At 36.8% G+C, this 17794-nt stretch carries 16 protein-coding genes and 1 tRNA gene; 3 read left to right on the plus strand and 14 right to left on the minus strand.

The features are described 5' to 3' along the window. Nucleotides 1-3 precede the first annotated feature (3 nt). On the minus strand, nucleotides 4-1341 hold the full coding sequence (gene hemA / locus J4P91_RS06650) for a glutamyl-tRNA reductase (protein WP_207993322.1): 1338 nt from the start codon (nucleotides 1339-1341) through the stop codon (nucleotides 4-6). 441 nt (nucleotides 1342-1782) lie between these two features. Here hemA and J4P91_RS06655 point away from each other — a divergent pair, with 441 nt between their 5' ends. Then, nucleotides 1783-2235 (plus strand): MarR family winged helix-turn-helix transcriptional regulator, encoded by a 453-nt coding sequence (locus J4P91_RS06655; RefSeq protein ID WP_017150626.1) that lies wholly within the window; start codon nucleotides 1783-1785, stop codon nucleotides 2233-2235. A gap of 2 nt (nucleotides 2236-2237) precedes the next feature. Next, a complete protein-coding gene (locus J4P91_RS06660) occupies nucleotides 2238-2654 on the plus strand; it encodes an organic hydroperoxide resistance protein (RefSeq protein ID WP_207993323.1) in 417 nt (138 codons plus the stop codon). Between the two features lie 97 nt (nucleotides 2655-2751). Here J4P91_RS06660 and ysxC read toward each other — a convergent pair whose 3' ends face one another. The 8 genes from ysxC to J4P91_RS06700 all read right to left on the minus strand — a co-directional run bounded on the left by ysxC (nucleotide 2752) and on the right by J4P91_RS06700 (nucleotide 13180). Then, the gene (gene ysxC / locus J4P91_RS06665) at nucleotides 2752-3348 is read right to left on the minus strand and encodes a ribosome biogenesis GTP-binding protein YsxC (protein ID WP_017150624.1); all 597 of its coding nucleotides are present in this window, start codon (nucleotides 3346-3348) and stop codon (nucleotides 2752-2754) included. After that, nucleotides 3345-5675 (minus strand): endopeptidase La, encoded by a 2331-nt coding sequence (lon, locus tag J4P91_RS06670; RefSeq protein WP_207993324.1) that lies wholly within the window; start codon nucleotides 5673-5675, stop codon nucleotides 3345-3347. Before lon ends, ysxC begins: the two co-directional genes overlap by 4 nt. Before the next feature lie 377 nt (nucleotides 5676-6052). After that, the gene (gene lonB / locus J4P91_RS06675) at nucleotides 6053-7717 is read right to left on the minus strand and encodes an ATP-dependent protease LonB (protein ID WP_207993331.1); all 1665 of its coding nucleotides are present in this window, start codon (nucleotides 7715-7717) and stop codon (nucleotides 6053-6055) included. A 106-nt stretch (nucleotides 7718-7823) separates the two neighbouring features. Further along, complete coding sequence (gene clpX / locus J4P91_RS06680; RefSeq protein WP_016116501.1) at nucleotides 7824-9083, minus strand: ATP-dependent protease ATP-binding subunit ClpX; 1260 nt, start codon at nucleotides 9081-9083, stop codon at nucleotides 7824-7826. A 265-nt stretch (nucleotides 9084-9348) separates the two neighbouring features. Next, nucleotides 9349-10632 (minus strand): trigger factor, encoded by a 1284-nt coding sequence (gene tig / locus J4P91_RS06685; RefSeq protein ID WP_207993325.1) that lies wholly within the window; start codon nucleotides 10630-10632, stop codon nucleotides 9349-9351. A 334-nt stretch (nucleotides 10633-10966) separates the two neighbouring features. Continuing rightward, nucleotides 10967-11965, minus strand: a complete 999-nt coding sequence (locus J4P91_RS06690; protein ID WP_207993326.1) for a hypothetical protein — start codon at nucleotides 11963-11965, stop codon at nucleotides 10967-10969. A 267-nt stretch (nucleotides 11966-12232) separates the two neighbouring features. After that, entirely contained in the window at nucleotides 12233-12481 is a 249-nt protein-coding gene (locus J4P91_RS06695; RefSeq protein WP_017150619.1) for a hypothetical protein, read from the minus strand. 285 nt (nucleotides 12482-12766) lie between these two features. After that, on the minus strand, nucleotides 12767-13180 hold the full coding sequence (locus J4P91_RS06700) for a group I intron-associated PD-(D/E)XK endonuclease (protein ID WP_017150617.1): 414 nt from the start codon (nucleotides 13178-13180) through the stop codon (nucleotides 12767-12769). Between the two features lie 158 nt (nucleotides 13181-13338). Here J4P91_RS06700 and J4P91_RS06705 point away from each other — a divergent pair, with 158 nt between their 5' ends. Further along, on the plus strand, nucleotides 13339-13953 hold the full coding sequence (locus J4P91_RS06705) for a PH domain-containing protein (protein WP_207993327.1): 615 nt from the start codon (nucleotides 13339-13341) through the stop codon (nucleotides 13951-13953). Nucleotides 13954-14367: 414 nt separating this feature from the next. On the opposite strand, the gene J4P91_RS06710 is transcribed toward J4P91_RS06705, so the two are convergent. From J4P91_RS06710 to J4P91_RS06730, 5 genes are all read right to left on the minus strand, one after another. Further along, nucleotides 14368-14441 (minus strand) — tRNA-Gly (locus J4P91_RS06710). Between the two features lie 101 nt (nucleotides 14442-14542). Next, entirely contained in the window at nucleotides 14543-15049 is a 507-nt protein-coding gene (locus J4P91_RS06715; RefSeq protein ID WP_207993328.1) for a metallophosphoesterase, read from the minus strand. Between the two features lie 13 nt (nucleotides 15050-15062). Next, complete coding sequence (locus J4P91_RS06720) at nucleotides 15063-15674, minus strand: XTP/dITP diphosphatase (protein WP_017150614.1); 612 nt, start codon at nucleotides 15672-15674, stop codon at nucleotides 15063-15065. 11 nt (nucleotides 15675-15685) lie between these two features. Next, nucleotides 15686-16423, minus strand: coding sequence for a ribonuclease PH (gene rph / locus J4P91_RS06725; protein ID WP_207993329.1), 738 nt, complete (start codon nucleotides 16421-16423; stop codon nucleotides 15686-15688). 135 nt (nucleotides 16424-16558) lie between these two features. Beyond that, nucleotides 16559-17605, minus strand: coding sequence for a GerMN domain-containing protein (locus J4P91_RS06730; RefSeq protein WP_207993330.1), 1047 nt, complete (start codon nucleotides 17603-17605; stop codon nucleotides 16559-16561). Nucleotides 17606-17794: the final 189 nt, after the last annotated feature.

A 17794-nucleotide genomic window follows, 5' to 3' on the forward strand; every position in this document is an offset into this window, starting at 1 on the left:
GGGTTATAAAGATGGAACGGATGCTGTCCACGCTCGTTTATGCTCTGGTTCTTCCGTATGTTCCACGGCCTCTTCTTGCACTTCTAAATCAAAAATTTTCGCGAATAACGCGAGCTTTTCCGTAGCTCCCTCTTCGGCCGCTAACTCTTTTGCTACTAAAATTGGATCTTTTAATAATTGGTTAATAATACTTTTCGTATGTTTACTAATCACTTTTCTCTCACGATCACTAAGCGTTGGAATTTTTCGTTCAAGACTTTGCATCGTTTCATTTTGAATTGCCAATGCTTTATCACGAAGAGCTGAAATTAATGGAACAACGCCAAGTGTATTTAACCACGCTTTAAATATAACGATTTCCTCTTCGATCATAAGCTGAATTTTTTCCGCCTCTTTTAAACGCTCAGCACGATTTGCTTCTACTACGCCTTGCAGATCATCAATATCGTACAAGAAAGAACCTTCTAGCTCATCAATTGCTGGATCAATATCACGCGGCACTGCAATATCGACCATAAATAGCGGACGGCCTGAGCGCATCCGTTCTACTCTTGTCATCATTTCTTTCGTAATTACATAATCTGAAGCACCAGTTGAACTAATTAAAATATCCGCTTCTAACAGCGCACACTGCAATTCACTTAACGGTTTTGCATGCCCCATATATTTCTCGGCCATTGTTTCCGCCTTCGTAAATGTACGGTTCATTACCGTCACTTTGCGAGCGCCACTTCCATATAAGTTTTGCAGTGCAAGTTCTCCCATTTTTCCAGCACCAAGAATTAAAACATGACAATCTGTTAAATCACCAAAAATTTTCTTTCCAAGTTCAACCGCTGCATAACTAACAGACATTGCACTCTCACCAATTGTTGTTTCTGAATGAGCACGCTTTGCTAACGTAATTACTTGTTTGAACAATTCATTAAAAATTGTTCCTGTTGCTTTTACTTCTTGCGCCTCTAAGAAGCTATTTCGAATTTGACCTAAAATTTGTGTTTCACCGACTACCATAGAATCTAATCCGCATGTTACACGAAATAAATGTTCAATCGCACCATCTTGTTCAAAAATAGACAAGTATGGTGACACTTCTTCTATCTCAAGCTGAAACCAATCAGCTAAAAATTTCTTAATATAATATCGTCCCGTGTGTAATTGATCGACGACAGCATAAATCTCAGTACGATTGCACGTTGATACAATGACATTTTCTAATACGCTCTTCTGATTTTGTAACGTTGTCATTGCCTGCTCTAGCTCTGCTGCCTGAAATGTGAGTTTCTCACGAAATTCTACAGGGGCTGTTCGATAATTTACACCAACAACAAGAATATGCACGCAGCATGTCCCCCTTCACCCGTTTTATCACCTTATCTACTATCATAATACAACTTTCCTGTTATGAATCTGACAATCGTGTGAACAACAGGTTTTTTTTGTTCGTTTTGTCTTCTACTTGCAGGAGACAAAGCAAATCTTCCAGAATAAACGTCTTACTTTATAATCATTATAAAATAATAACTCTATTTGTACGTTACCAAAAAAATCTGTCAGAATCAAGTGATGGAAACTATTCCATAAGAATAGAGCAACTATCTTTTTTTATCTTCTTTCATAATACAGAAAAATATGTATGATTGTTCCAAAATGTAACAACTTCTTTCATGTGACACATTACTCAAATTTTTTTCATTGCAATGTATTTGACATCTCATTTCTTTTTCGTTATATTGATTTTATAAAATTAAATTGTGCACAATTTAAAAAGGAGGGATGCTCATGAAAGAGAATCCTTTACATCTCGATAATCAACTTTGCTTTTCTATTTATGCCTGTTCTAGGGAAGTAACACGCTTTTATCGACCTTATTTAGAAGAAATGGGTATTACGTATCCACAGTACATTACATTATTAGTGCTTTGGGAGCAAGATGGATTAACTGTAAAAGAAATTGGCGAACGTCTATTTTTAGATTCTGGTACATTAACACCCATGTTAAAACGTATGGAGACATTAGGATTAGTTAAACGTGTTCGTTCTAAGGAAGATGAACGCAAAGTGTGCATTGAACTAACAGAACAAGGACACGCTTTAAAAGAAAAAGCATGTTCATTGCCAAAAACCATAGCTACCAATTTAGGAATTACAGAACAAGAATATCGATCATTATTAATTCAATTAAATAAATTAATTGAAACCATGAAAACAATTAATGATAGAAAAGGGGAATGAAAATGGAAAAATTATACACAGCAACTGTAACTGCAACAGGCGGAAGAAACGGGAAAGTTGTTTCAGAAGACGGCATTCTAAATCTTAATGTGAAGATGCCAAAAGCATTAGGTGGTATGGGTGGCGAAGCAACGAATCCAGAACAATTATTTGCAGCTGGTTATGCAGCATGCTTTGATAGTGCATTACAACTTGTTATTCGTACGAAACGAGTAAAAGTAGAAAGTACAGAAGTGACAGCTCATATTTCAATTGGGAAAGATACTGACGGTGGTTTTGGTTTATCTGCTGTACTTGATATACGTGTAGTTGGCGTTTCTCATGCTGAAGCACAAGAGCTTGTAGAAGCTGCACATGGCGTATGTCCATATTCTAAAGCGACTAGAGGAAATATTGAAGTTACATTAAACGTACTGTAGGAAGATGTTCAAAAAATCCGGTAAAGATAGCTGTCACATTTCTTTATCCTCCTTTTTGAACTTATACTGTAAGAAACAAAAAACGCGCGACGAATCGTCACGCGTTTTTTGTTTTTGTAAACTTATGAATGGCTTTCCACGCCTCTTCTTTTCCAAGGCCTGTTTCTGAAGAAAATAGAACAACTTCATCACCTTGTTCAATATCAAGCGTTTCTTTCACAACCTTCAAATGCTTTTGCCATTTCCCTTTTGGAATTTTATCGGCTTTCGTCGCAATGATAATGGTTGGAATTTCATAATGCTTTAAGAAATCATACATCATCACATCATCGTTTGTTGGGGCATGACGTAAATCAACTACTAATACAGCCGCATCTAATTGCTCACGCGTTGTAAAGTATGTTTCAATCATTTTACCCCATGCCGCCCGCTCTGATTTGGATACTTTCGCATATCCATAACCTGGAACATCGACAAAGTGCATCATTTCATTAATTAAGAAAAAGTTCAACGTTTGCGTTTTTCCTGGTTTAGAAGAAATACGCACTAACTTTTTGCGATTTAAAATTTTATTAATAAAGGAAGACTTTCCAACATTAGAACGACCTGCTAATGCAATTTCTGGTAAGTCGCCATCTGGATATTGTTCTGGTCTAACAGCACTAATGACAATATCTGCTTTTGTTACTTTCATTGTTTCACTCCTACTAATGCGTGCTCCAATACTTCGTCTAAATGAGACACAAGCACAAACGTAAGGTTTTCTTTTACGCTTTCTGGAATATCATCTAAATCTTTTTCATTTTCGGCTGGCAAAATAATTTTTGTTAAGCCTGCGCGGTGAGCACTTAATGTTTTTTCTTTTAAACCACCGATTGGTAATACACGACCACGCAAGGTAATTTCACCTGTCATCCCTACTTCTTTACTTACAGGTACACCTGTCAGTGCGGAAATAAGCGCCGTTGCCATCGTAATACCAGCTGATGGGCCATCCTTTGGAACTGCTCCTTCTGGAACATGAATATGGATGTCATTCTTTTCATGGAAATCTGGATCAATATGAAGTTCTTCTGCACGAGAGCGAATATAACTAAATGCAGCTTGTGCAGATTCTTTCATAACATCCCCAAGTTTCCCTGTTAAAATTAATTTTCCTTTTCCTGGTGATACAGATACTTCAATTGCGAGTGTATCACCGCCAGCAGCTGTATACGCTAAACCAGTGGCCATTCCAACTTGGTCTTTCGTTTCAGCTTGCCCATAACGGAATATATGTTTACCAAGTAGGTCTGTAATATTTTTTTCCGTTACAATAATACGTTTACGCTCTTCTGTAACGATGATTTTGGCTGCTTTACGACAAATCTTTGCAATTTGACGCTCTAACGTACGAACACCAGCCTCGCGCGTATAGTAGCGAATAATTTCAAGCAGCGCTTCATCACGAATTTGTAGATTCCCTTTTCGCAAGCCGTGTTCTTTTAATTGCTTCGGCAATAAATGTTCACGAGCAATATGTACCTTTTCAATCTCTGTATAACCAGCAATCGAAATAATTTCCATACGATCAAGAAGTGGACCTGGAATGCTCGCCAGCGTATTTGCAGTTGCAACAAACATTACCTTTGATAAGTCATAAGGCTCTTCAATATAATGATCGCTAAAATTATGGTTTTGCTCTGGGTCTAATACTTCAAGTAACGCCGCTGATGGATCACCACGGAAATCATTGGACATCTTATCGATCTCATCTAATAAAAAGACTGGATTGATTGTCTCGGCCTTTTTCATTCCTTGAATAATACGACCTGGCATTGCTCCAACATATGTACGACGATGACCACGAATTTCAGATTCATCACGAACACCACCAAGGGAAACACGGACAAAATTACGATTTAACGATGTTGCAATAGAACGTGCTAAAGATGTTTTTCCGACTCCAGGGGGTCCTACTAAACAAAGAATTGGTCCCTTTAAAGAATTGGTTAGCTTTTGAACAGCTAAATACTCTAGTACACGCTCTTTCACTTTCTCAAGGCCATAATGATCCTTATTTAAAATTGTTTCAGAATGCGCAAGATCAATCATATCCTCTGTTGCTTCTGTCCATGGAATCGCTAATAACCAATCAAGATAATTGCGAATCACACCGCTCTCCGCAGAACTTACCGGCAACTTTTCATAACGATCTAATTCTTTTAGGGCAGCCTTCTTCGTTTCTTCCGGCATTCCGGCTTCTTCAATTTTCGTGCGAAGCTCTTCCACTTCGCCACCTTTACCTTCTTTATCACCAAGTTCTGTTTGAATTGCCTTCATTTGTTCACGTAAGAAATACTCTTTTTGGGTACGTTCCATCGAACGCTTCACTTGTTGTCCAATTTTCTTTTCTAAACTAAGTAGTTCTTGCTCATCTTGAATAATGGAAATAAGTGTATGTAATCTTTCTTTTGCTGATCTAATCTCCAAAATTTCTTGCTTTTGTTTTGTCTTAATTGGTAAATGAGAAGAGATTAAATCAGCTAGGCGACCGGGTTCCTCAACATCTACTACTGTCGCAAATGTTTCATTCGATACCTTTTTCGAAACTTTAATATATTGCTCGAAATGTTCGAGTAACGTGCGCATTAAAGCCTTTTCTTCTAAATCGCCTTCTTCTTCCTCTGTTACTGTTTGAATAGAAACTTGTATTACATTTTCTTCTTCAATAAATTCGACAATTTCTGCTCTATGTAAACCTTCTACAAGGACACGAAGCGTACCGTTTGGCAGTTTTAACATCTGCTTCACTTTCGCTACTGTACCCACACTATATATGTCATCTTCTTTTGGATCATCGATATTCATTTCTTTTTGCATTGCTAAAAAGATGATATTTTCATCCATTGCTGCCTGCTCTAGTGCTTGTATCGATTTATCACGTCCTACATCAAGATGCAGAACCATCGTTGGATATACGAGAACGCCTCTTAATGGTAGGAGGGGCACAATTCTTTCGTTCGTATTCATACTAGACATAGCACCTCCATAATAAATTAAACTCCTGTTCAACTATTTTATATTACAATACACCTTGATGCAATTGCAGAGATTCCTTGCAATTGCAAATCCCCTGCTTTTTCTGTTCCAAAAAAGAAAAAGGGACCCCGCTTAAGCATACAAACTTAAACGAAGTCTGGCAAATATTATTATGCTCTAGTAGACGCTCACATAAAGTGAAACTTTAATCAGCGGTGGGTTTTTTCATCCCTCACTGATTATTAGCCCTCACCAATCTGGATTTTACGGGCAGCCCGCCCCCCACCTAACTTCTTTGCTTTTGCTGAATTTTGAGGTAGGGGTCTTACTGCCTGTTAATGCGGGATAAAACGAAATCACCTATTAGATCTTCAAATTCATATTACATCGCCTTCATCTACCTTATGGCGCACATCGATTTCACGATGCAAATTTTCTTGTACGAATGTTAATTCAAAAACTTCCTTTAATTTTCGAACGGGAATAATCTCAATGTCTTTTATCGTATATAAAAATGGTTGCATATTTTCAGCAGGAATGATAACTTTTTTCGCTCCTGCTTTTTTCGCTGCTTTCACTTTTGCATATACGCCGCCAACTGGTTTCACTTCTCCATGAATACTTATTTCTCCTGTCATCGCGATTTCGTTATTCACATAAACACGATGCAGAGCGGAGTATACTCCTGTTGCCATTGCAATTCCTGCTGAAGGCCCGTCAATTGGAATCCCACCTGGAAAATTAATATGTATATCATATCCTTCTGGCAACAAATCGAGAGAACGAAGGACTGTCAAAACATTGTCAACTGAACCTTTCGCCATGCTTTTACGACGGATTGATTTCGTTTGACTACCAATGCTCTCTTCTTCCACAATTCCTGTAACATTTATCGAACCCTTGTCCGTAGCTGGAATTGCTGTTGCTTCAATTTCTAATAACGCCCCTGTATTCGGTCCATATACTGCAAGACCGTTTACAAGACCGATCTTCGGAATTGGATAAATACGCTTTTCATATTTTGGAGTAAGCTGACTAGAATGAACGACCCATTCAATATCCTCATCCTTAATAAATGAGCGTCCCTCATTAATCGCCATCCCTGCAGAAATTTGCACAAGATTAATGGCTTCTCTTCCATTCCTTGCATACATTCCAATTATTTCAATACCTTGTTCCCCAATTTCCATCTTTACTTTTTCTGCTGCATTCTTCGCTACTTTTTGAATTTCTTCTGTATCGAGTTCACGGAAGAAAACTTCTAAACAACGAGAACGAATAGCCGGAGGAATTTCATCTGGAGAACGAGTTGTCGCTCCAACTAAGCGAAAATCTGCTGGTAAGCCTTTTTGAAAAATATCATGTATGTATGTTGGAATCATTGAATTTTCTTCGCTATAGTATGCACTTTCCAAAAACACTTTACGATCTTCTAATACTTTTAACATTTTATTCATCTGGATTGGATGCAATTCACCAATTTCATCAATAAATAAAATGCCGCCATGCGCATCTGTTACAGCACCTTTTTTCGGCTGAGGAATTCCCGCTTGTCCCATTGCGCCTGCCCCTTGATAAATCGGATCATGCACCGATCCAATTAACGGATCAGCGATACCACGCTCATCAAAACGCGCTGTTGTTGCATCCAGTTCAATAAATGTTGCATTCATACGAAATGGTGATTTTTGATTTTTCTTCGCTTCTTCTAACACAAGACGTGCCGCTGCCGTTTTCCCTACTCCAGGGGGGCCGTATATAATGACATGCTGCGGGTTCGGTCCACAAAGCGCCGCCTTTAATGATCTAATTCCATCCTCTTGCCCTACAATATCTAAAAAAGATGTAGGACGTACCTTTTCAGCAAGCGGTTCTGTCAAAGAGACTTCGCGCATTTTGCGAAGTTGTTCTAATTCTTTTTTCGATTCTCGATCAATTGAAACTTTTTGTGTTCGCTGGTTTCGGAGCAAATGCCAGAAATATAATCCGACAATTACACCAAAAACAAGTTGAACAAGTAAGAATATATTTGTCCAGCTCATCATTTATTTCCTCCCGCTATGTTTTACCATTTAGTATTTCCTGGGAGGAATAGTGCTAAACATAATAAGAAACAGCAATTATAAAAATTGCTGTTTCATTCTTACACTATGCAGATGTTTTTGTATCAAGTACAGTACCGTCTTGTAACACCAATTTTGGCGGTGCATTGTCCGCTACTGTTTCTTTTGAAAGAATACACTTCTCGATATCTTTACGAGATGGAAGTTCGAACATTACATCTAGCATTAAGCCTTCAATAATAGAACGAAGTCCACGAGCACCTGTTTTACGTTCAATTGCTTTTTTCGCAATTTCAATCAGTGCTCCTTCTTCAAATTCAAGCTCAACATCGTCAAGCTCCAATAATTTTTGGAACTGTTTCACAAGCGCATTTTTCGGTTTTGTTAAAATATCAACAAGAGCATCTTCATCAAGCGGCTCTAGGTTTGCAATAACTGGAAGACGACCAATAAACTCTGGAATTAAACCAAATCGTAAAAGGTCTTCTGGCAATACGTGAGATAAAACATGCTTTTCATTTACATCAGCATTTTTCTTCTCTGAACCAAATCCAATTACTTTTTCACCAAGGCGACGTTTAATAATTGGCTCGATGCCATCAAACGCACCACCACAAATGAATAAAATGTTCGTTGTATCAATTTGAATAAACTCTTGATGCGGATGTTTGCGACCACCTTGAGGTGGAACGCTTGCTACAGTACCTTCTAAAATTTTCAGAAGGGCCTGCTGTACACCCTCACCAGACACATCGCGTGTAATTGATGGATTTTCTGACTTACGCGCCACTTTATCAATCTCATCAATATAAATAATTCCTTTTTCAGCTTTCTCTACATCGTAATCAGCAGCTTGAATAAGTTTTAGTAAAATGTTTTCTACATCTTCACCTACATATCCAGCTTCTGTTAAAGATGTTGCGTCCGCGATTGCAAATGGAACATTTAAAATACGCGCTAATGTTTGTGCCAATAGTGTTTTACCACTACCAGTTGGCCCGATAAGTGCGATATTACTTTTCGCCAATTCTACATCATCAATTTTGCTGTTAGAATTAATGCGTTTGTAATGATTATATACCGCTACCGCTAGTGCTTTTTTCGCATTGTCTTGTCCGATGACATACTCATCTAAGATTTCACGAATTTCTACCGGTTTCGGTACATCTTTGAATTCTACTTCTTCGTCTTTCGCAAGCTCCTCTTGCACAATCTCTGTACAAAGCTCAATACACTCATCACAAATGTAAACACCTGGACCAGCAACAAGTTTTCGAACTTGCGTTTGTGTTTTACCACAGAAAGAACATTTTAATTGCCCTTTTTCATCATTAAATTTAAACATATTTTCACACCCCTTACAAAGTGCTAATCTCTTGCCTTCGTATGTACACGATAAATGTATCGTATGTAAATACATATTATGTCACTACGTGGCGAGAAATACAAATAATATGACTAGTTATGTACAAATAAAAAATTTTTAAAACTTTTGAAATATGTATATTCGACTTTAGAAGGATCATTTCCTTCTTCATCGAAAAGTTTTATAAATATATTTCTATATTTATAAAACAAGACACGATCAAAAATCGTGCCTTGTTATTTTATTATGCAGCTTTGCTGTTGTCTACTAAGAAGTCTACAGCTTTACGAACTTTAAGATCTTCAGATAAAGCATCTAAGCTTCCAAGAGCTTGTGTGATAGCGTCAACTGGCATGTTGTACATTGCAGCCATTTTTTCAACTTCTGCAGTTACTTCTTCTTCAGTAACTTCAATGTTTTCAGCTTCAATGATAGCTTCAAGAACAAGGTTGATTCTTACACGTTTTTGTGCATCTTCTTTCATTTGTTCTTTTAACTTGTCAGCATCAGTACCTGTGAATTGGTAGTAAAGCTCAAGGTTCATACCTTGTTGGCTTAAGCGTTGTTCGAATTCGCGAACCATACGATCTAACTCAGTTTCGATCATAGCTTCTGGAATTTCGATTTCAGCGTTAGCAGCAGCTTTTTCTACTACTTCGTCACGAACTTTGTGCTCAGCTTCGTGCTTTTTGCCTTCTTCTAAGTTTGCACGAAGTTTTGCTTTTAACTCATCAAGAGTTGCAACTTCTTCGTCTGCATCTTTAGCGAACTCGTCATCTAAAGCAGGAAGTTCTTGTGCTTTAATTTCATGAACTGTTACTTTAAATGTTGCTGGTTTACCAGCAAGTTCTTCTGCATGGTACTCTTCTGGGAATGATACTTCAACGTCTTTTGACTCGCCAGCTTTTAGACCAATTAATTGCTCTTCAAAACCTGGGATGAATGTACCAGAACCGATTGCTAGAGAGTAGTTCTCGCCTTTTCCGCCTTCGAATGCTTCGCCATCAACGAAACCTTCAAAGTCGATTACAGCTGTATCGCCGTTTTCAGCAGTACCTTCTTCTTTAACAACAAGTTCAGCTTGACGTTCTTGTAAAGATTTTAATTCGTTCTCTACATCTTCGTCAGTTACAGTTGTTTCAACTTTTTCTACTGCTAGTCCTTTGTATTCACCTAATTTTACTTCAGGTTTTACAGTAACTTTTGCAGTGAAGATTAAGTTTTCGTTTTTCTCGAATTTCTCGATGTCGATTTCAGGATGAGCAACTGGGAAGATACCAGTTTCATCGATTGCTTCACCGTATGCTTTTGGTAAGATAATATCTAAAGCATCTTGGTATAAAGATTCAACACCAAAGCGTTGTTCGAATAACGGACGAGGCATTTTTCCTTTACGGAAACCAGGTACGTTAATTGTTTTTACTACTTTTTTGAACGCAGCGTCGATAGAGTTGTTTACTTCTTTAGCATCAACTTCGATTGTTAAAACGCCAACGTTACCTTCTAATTTTTCCCATTTTGCAGCCATTTATTCTTTCCCTCCAACTATAATAATGTATGCACATACCACTACAGATTGAGATTTCCATTCTTTCTTTTTTAGAAACAATGCAAGCACAGAAGCCAATTTTATTCAGGCTTTCTAATCTTCTAGCAATAAGCTTTAAGACATGCGATTCCCAATCTACTATTTGTCTATAAGACAAACACGGTATATTTTGTTCGAGAATAATATGAAACATATTAAGTAAGAGAATTATACTTCTCTCCTCTTACAAACAGGCATAATTCAGCCTTTTGCAACCCTTACATTATAACATAGAATATTCTCGTTTCAATAACTGAACGATTCTTTTTCATAATTATACCGGTAAATGCCCTTCTCTCTCCACACGTAAAAACCATTGATATGCAATATGAAACTCTTCAACGGTAATATTATACGCTACCATAAGTTCCTCTTCATCGATTATCAACCCGAAACGTTTTCTCCCGATTCTCTCTAAAACTGCTGCCCAAACTTCGTGCTTATCCATTAGTAATGGGAACGGGAAAATACTAGCTTGCATTTCTCTCCAATATGTAATAATTGCCTCAAACATATTTGGATTATCACTTTCTAAACGATTAGATAATATATGTATGACTTTTTTCGAATACTCATCATTATGACCCAAATGAGCTGGGATAATCACTATTCTTTCGCCAAATTTCTCTACTTCTATTTCTTCTTCCATACGCTTCTCCACCATTTTGTATATAATGGAAGTTTTTAAATACGGATGTCTCGTGCCATCAATAAGAAATTTCTGTAAAGCTGGCAAAGCTTTTTCGAGGTTTTTAAGTAATAGAGCATTAATTACCTGCAATTGCTGCCCAAAATTTTCTACAAATAGATTCTTCGAAAATTCTTCCAGATCAAAATCAGATTCTATCGGCGTTGTTTCCTCACCGTTTAGCATATTCTCCGCAAACTGAGCAAGCTGTGCTAATTTTTCTCTTTGCTCTACGGTCAATTCTTTCTTCTGCAAAACCTCTTCAACAGTTTCAATTACACCTACATAATCATTTGTTTGAACTAAAATTGTCACGTATGTTTCAAGAATATCCCCAAACAAGACTGTTCCTGTTTCAAGCAGCTGCTCGCATCGTTCTTTTGATTCTTCCATTCGCTTTAATTCTAATAAACAAATAACCGAAGCTAATTCTGTTTGTTCTGTTTCTCCATTATACTGACGCAATATTTCAAAACAGCGCAATGCATCTTCGAACTTCCGCTCCCGCAGCGCCATAAACCCTTGATCAATATAACGCTCTGACAACTGCGGAAACAATACGACCGTATTTTCTTTTTTATCCATACGTCCGCCTCTTTTTTTAGATTTTAAGTATCTTCAAAGTAAATATAACAAATGACTGTTAAGAAAACAACATTCCAAATACATTTATTTGAAATATGAAAATATTTAACTTTTATAATTAAAAATGAAAAATTTACATCAACAAAGCCTCTTTATGCATATAAAGTGAAACTTCCATCAGTGGGGTTTTCTTCATCCCTTACTGATGGTTAGCCCGCAAATAGCGGGATAAAAAACCCTCAGCAAATAACGTAGAGGATTTTCTCATTAATGGAAAGCTTTTATAATTGTAGGATATACGAAAAGAGTGATAATTTGGAGAACAATAATTGTAACAACAATCATGCTAAAAAAGAAGATTGGCTTACTTTGTTTCATTAGAAACATAATAATGAGCATAATGCAGGCAAGTAAACACATAAAAAATAAACTTGTAGTTGAACTTAGTATTCCACTTGGGACAAATAACAATAATATAACACTACAGACACCTATAATTCCGAATAACCATTCCATTCATTTACCCATTCCCTTTCCCTCTCATCACAATTCTCTCTATGCTACTAAATGTTTTACAACTTCAACTACATCTGTTAATTTCTCATACGCTACAAATCCAAAAGCTACTGTTAAAGCTGTTACGACTAACCCTTTCATATTTTTTCCTCCTCGTGTCATCTTCGTTACCTTAATTATAAAGAACTGACATTTTGTTACCATCGAACTTCCTTACATCTACCTTACAGAATTGTAAGATTTCAAAAGAAAAGAAAAACCACCTAACATAATCGAAAGTGGCTTTTACAGGATTTCTCTATAATCGTCAGCAAATTTAATGTTTTTTTGTTGATGATTCTTCGGAGGGTCTATACGTAAACTAATTGATTTACAAAATACTTTCGGATCAAAGTAATAACACAAATCAGTTTGAGGACAGTATACACAGTAAATATCTATTTCTTCTTTATCTGTATTTTTTATAGCTACCCCATTTTTAGTTGAATAACTAGAACGAAATCTGATTTCAAGCATTCCCTTCTCATTCAATTCACGATATTTAACTTGCACTCTCTTAAATAAGCCATCTTTATAAATTACAAGATCAAACGGAGAATGCTCTGTATGTGGAATTAAGATCATATACCCCTTTTCATACAAATCTACCTGAGCTTTTAAAACACCTAAATCACCTTTTGTTTTTGTATGATGATACATATATCTATTCAACACCTTTAAAATTATTCTATAACTAAATTCGGTAACTCATTTCCAATCCCTTCTTCAAAATTCTCATTAAAAACATATAAATTTTCCACAAAAAATGATAGTATATTTTCGTACAATTCAGAACAAAAAAAAAGGGGATGATACATATGTTCAAAAAAGTAGCTGCTGATGTACTTGGGTTAAGTGATGTAGGTTCTGTAATCACACCGAAAGATTATGATAAAGTTGATGCTGATGATTATGTCATGCATGAAGATGGGGAAAAAATTTATTTTTTAATCAAATCAAAGTCTGACGAATATTGCTTTACAAACAAAGGATTAATTCATCTAGACGGAACGAGTGCAGCAAGTAAAAAACGTACATTGCGTCGTTATAGTTACAGCAAATATCAAATTAGAAATGTAGCGTTAGAAACTGCTGGTACAATCGATTTAGATGTGGAAATTAAATTTCACATGGGGGATGAGTATTACTCAATTGATGTTCACAAAAAGCACATTGAAGAGCTCAAAGACCTATATAAAGCCCTTCTCAAAATTGAGGAAATCTCCTATGAGAATGATATTACATTACAGTATGCTCATAAAAGCTTAGACATGGCATCCAACACATTTAGCCGCATTACAAACGCACAACTCAATTTAGCAGAGCAATTTAAGGAAATGAATCAAATTGCCTTCAATTGGCTTGTTGATACAAAAAAACAATATAATGTGAAAGATTATGGATTTGTCTTTGAAAAATTTATTAACAACTAATTTAAAAACAAATAAAAAACCTTGTTATCAAAAGATAACAAGGTTTTTTTAGCGTCCCAGGAGAGATTCGAACTCCCGACCGACGGCTTAGCTTACCACCATAGCTTTCGCTACCAGTATTTACTGTTTGTAGTCTGGACTATATCTTCACCATTTCAGGTGCGACACGTGTAGTCTCTACGGAACCTCACGATGATTTTCATCATGCTTCAGAGTCTTTACCATTAAGATTTACTTAATCATTCAAAACTCCTTAATCTTCTCAAGGAAGATCGTAAGTTTCCTCGGTATTACCATCAGCCGTACTGTTAAGGCTTCACCGATATAGTGTCGTCCACTCTATAGGTTCTTGTTTCCCTATAAAGGCTCCTATTCTTGAAGGCCGTTGCTCTATCCTGCTGAGCTACTGGGACATGGAGCGGGTGAAGAGAATCGAACTCTCGACCAGAGCTTGGAAGGCTCTTGTTTTACCACTAAACTACACCCGCATATTTTGTTTTTATTTTCGCTTGATGTCTTATCGACAATGTTTATTATATTTGTACGTCTAGATAAAGTCAACACTTTTTTTCAAAGAGGATAATTTTTCTTATCCTCTTTGAAAAGTTTTATGTGCGACAACTTTTCCATCTAATGTTTCAAATCGAATTTCAATGTCTTCTTCAGTTACTTCTAACAAAGTAAATGTTTTTTCTTTACGGGAACGTGGCAATAAAATGCTTCCAGGATTGATGAATAAAATATCATCAATAAATTCCGCTCCCAACATATGAGAATGTCCAAAACACACAATATTCGCCTCCACTTCTTTTGCACGATATAGAAGTGTTTGCAAACTCATTTTAACATTGTACCGATGTCCGTGCGTAGCAAAAAAGCGTAATCCATCTACATCAGTAATAATTTCTTCTTCAAAGCCATTATAGAAATCGCAATTTCCTTTTACTACTTGGAACCCTTGTAAATCAGAATGATCTGGTGTTAGTTCTGAATCACCGCAATGAATCATAATATCTACATTTCTCTCATATGTATCTTTTAATTGCTGTAATTCTCTCGTAGAACCGTGACTATCGCTTACAATTAAAGCTCTCATCGGTCTCTCTCCCTTATTCTTCTTCTAAAAACCACTCTGGAATTTTCTCTTCCAACTTACGAAGAGCACGTCCGCGGTGACTGATTTCATTTTTCTCATCTGAAGTTAGCTCAGCCATCGCTCGTTTGTATTCTTCTACATAAAAGATTGGATCGTATCCGAAACCATTTTCACCACGACGTTGTTCTAAAATCTTCCCTTCACATGTACCATTTACAATAACCGGTTCTTTATCATCTTCTGGAAAAGCAACTGCTAACGCACAATAAAAACGCGCTGTACGCTTTTCCATCGAAACGCCATCTAATTCTGTTAAAACTTTGTCGATATTCGCCTGGTCATCTTTTTGTTCACCAGCATAGCGAGCAGAGCGCACACCAGGATTTCCATTTAAAGCATCAATAATTAGACCTGAATCGTCTGCAATGACAATTGAATTGAACTGCTTACATAAACTGTCCGCTTTCAAGATTGCATTTTCTTCAAATGTTTCGCCAGTTTCCTCAACTTCTTCAATATGAGGGAAATCATAAAGAGATTTTACTTCTAAATCAAATCTCTCGAATAGCTCAGCAAATTCACGTACTTTCCCCATGTTTTTCGTCGCTACAACAACTTGTTTCATATTTTTCACCTCTACTCTATGTGAGATACGATGTCGCCTAATGCTTCTTTTTGTTTTTCAACGAGTTGTAAAATTCCTTGTTCAGCTGCATCGAGTAATTCATTTAACTCTGCGCGGCTAAATGTTGCTTCTTCTCCAGTTCCTTGCACTTCAACAAACTGGCCTTTTCCTGTCATAATGACATTCATATCAACATCCGCTTTAGAATCTTCTGCATAGTTTAAATCTAAAACTACACCTTGGTTTTCAACAATTCCAACAGATGTTGCAGCTAAATAATCTTTTACTGGAATTTTAGATACCTTTTCCGCTTGTAATAACTTTTCAAATGCTAACACCATCGCGACATAAGCACCCGTAATCGACGCAGTTCTTGTTCCGCCATCTGCTTGAATGACATCACAGTCAATCCAAACCGTTCTTTCCCCAAGCACTTCCAAATCAACAACCGCACGTAATGCTCGTCCAATTAAACGTTGAATTTCCATTGTGCGACCAGTTACTTTCCCTTTACTGGACTCACGAATTGTACGCTGTTCTGTTGCCCGTGGAATCATCGCGTATTCCGCTGTTACCCATCCTTTTCCTTCGCCTCTCATAAATGGTGGCACACGTTCTTCAATCGTTGCCGAACAAATAACTTTCGTATCTCCAACTTCAATCAGAACAGATCCTTCTGGATGTTTTAAATAATTTGTATGAAGATGTATATGACGCAGTTCTGCCGCTTCTCTACCATCTACTCGCATAAAATAACCCCCTAGTAACTACTACTCGTTAGTATAGCCCATTTTAAATTTATAATTATGTACAACAATAATAGAAGAAGGAGAACTCAAAAAGAAATTCCCCTTTCTAACATAATTATATCAAATTATTTAAGATTAAAAACTACCTGTATTCACGTTTTGCGGACGATCAACAGGTTTTGTTAGTTTCTCACCTTTCTCAGTAACAAGATTTGCTTTCCCGTTTACTTCAACAAAAACATTTTTTACATCTTGCTTTTCTGTTAAAGATAGAACGAGTGATTGCAGTACATAATTTGAAATCATACTTTTTCCTTTATCTACATATATATTTTCATTGAAATTCAATGTAACTTTTCCATCTTGTATTTTCGGTTCACTAACAAGCTTCACATCAGGATTAAAATCATTAAGTAAAGCTGAGCCCGATGGCCCTTTAACAAGCTCATTCACAACCGTTGCTACTTCATGTTCCTTTCCTTCTGCCACGCGGCGTGTCACTGGCACATAATACTGTGTTTTATTATTTTGTGCTAAGAAATAAAGTGTAACTGGCTTCGTATTCGTGACATCCGCCACTTGCTCATCATCAAAGTTAATACCGTCAGCACGGCTCACACCTTCACCAAGCGGCGTGCCACCAACAGGCATCTTCGCTAATTTCTCACCATTTATTTGAAATTTAACTTGTTTAATATCTTTAAATTGCGTTAATGTCCAAGCTACCGATTCAACGATTTGACGCTCTTCTTCTTTTTTATAATTTTTCATTTCCTTTGAAAAATCCACAACTGCTGTCCCATCTTTTTTCAAATCAATGGACATCATTGTACCTGCCGGAAGAACCGCCTTGAATCCATTTGGCAGTAAATTCTCTACTGGACCATCCTTCACAAGGTATTCTAATGTTTGTTTCACAACTTCATTTTGTTTTGGAGCAGGTAATGCTAGCGTTTGCGGTACAACATAACCATTTTTATCAACAAGATATAGCTCATATTTCTTCGTTTGTCCTTGCTTCTCCTTTGTAGCAGTCTCTTTCTTTTCACCGTCTGTATACGTGACTTTTTTCGGTGGATCAATTTGTTCCGTTTCTTTCTCCTTATTTAACAAACCGCACCCTGTTAGTAAAGCTGCGCTTACTGCAGTACAAACAAGCCATTTAAAAGTGGATTTAGGCATACCATTTCCCCCTAAAATCTAAGTTTGTACTATATGTATACGAGCTCTTTATCATTTTAGAACAAGCAATGACAACTTATCTTACATTTCACAAAATAAAAAAACTCCTAACTTGAACTGCACCCCAATTGTTAGACACAATTAACAATTGGAGGTGTAGTTTTTTTATGGCAAAGTTTTCATTAGAAG

The sequence above is a fragment of the Bacillus sp. XF8 genome, assembly GCF_017498755.1.
GTDB lineage: Bacteria > Bacillota > Bacilli > Bacillales > Bacillaceae_G > Bacillus_A > Bacillus_A bingmayongensis.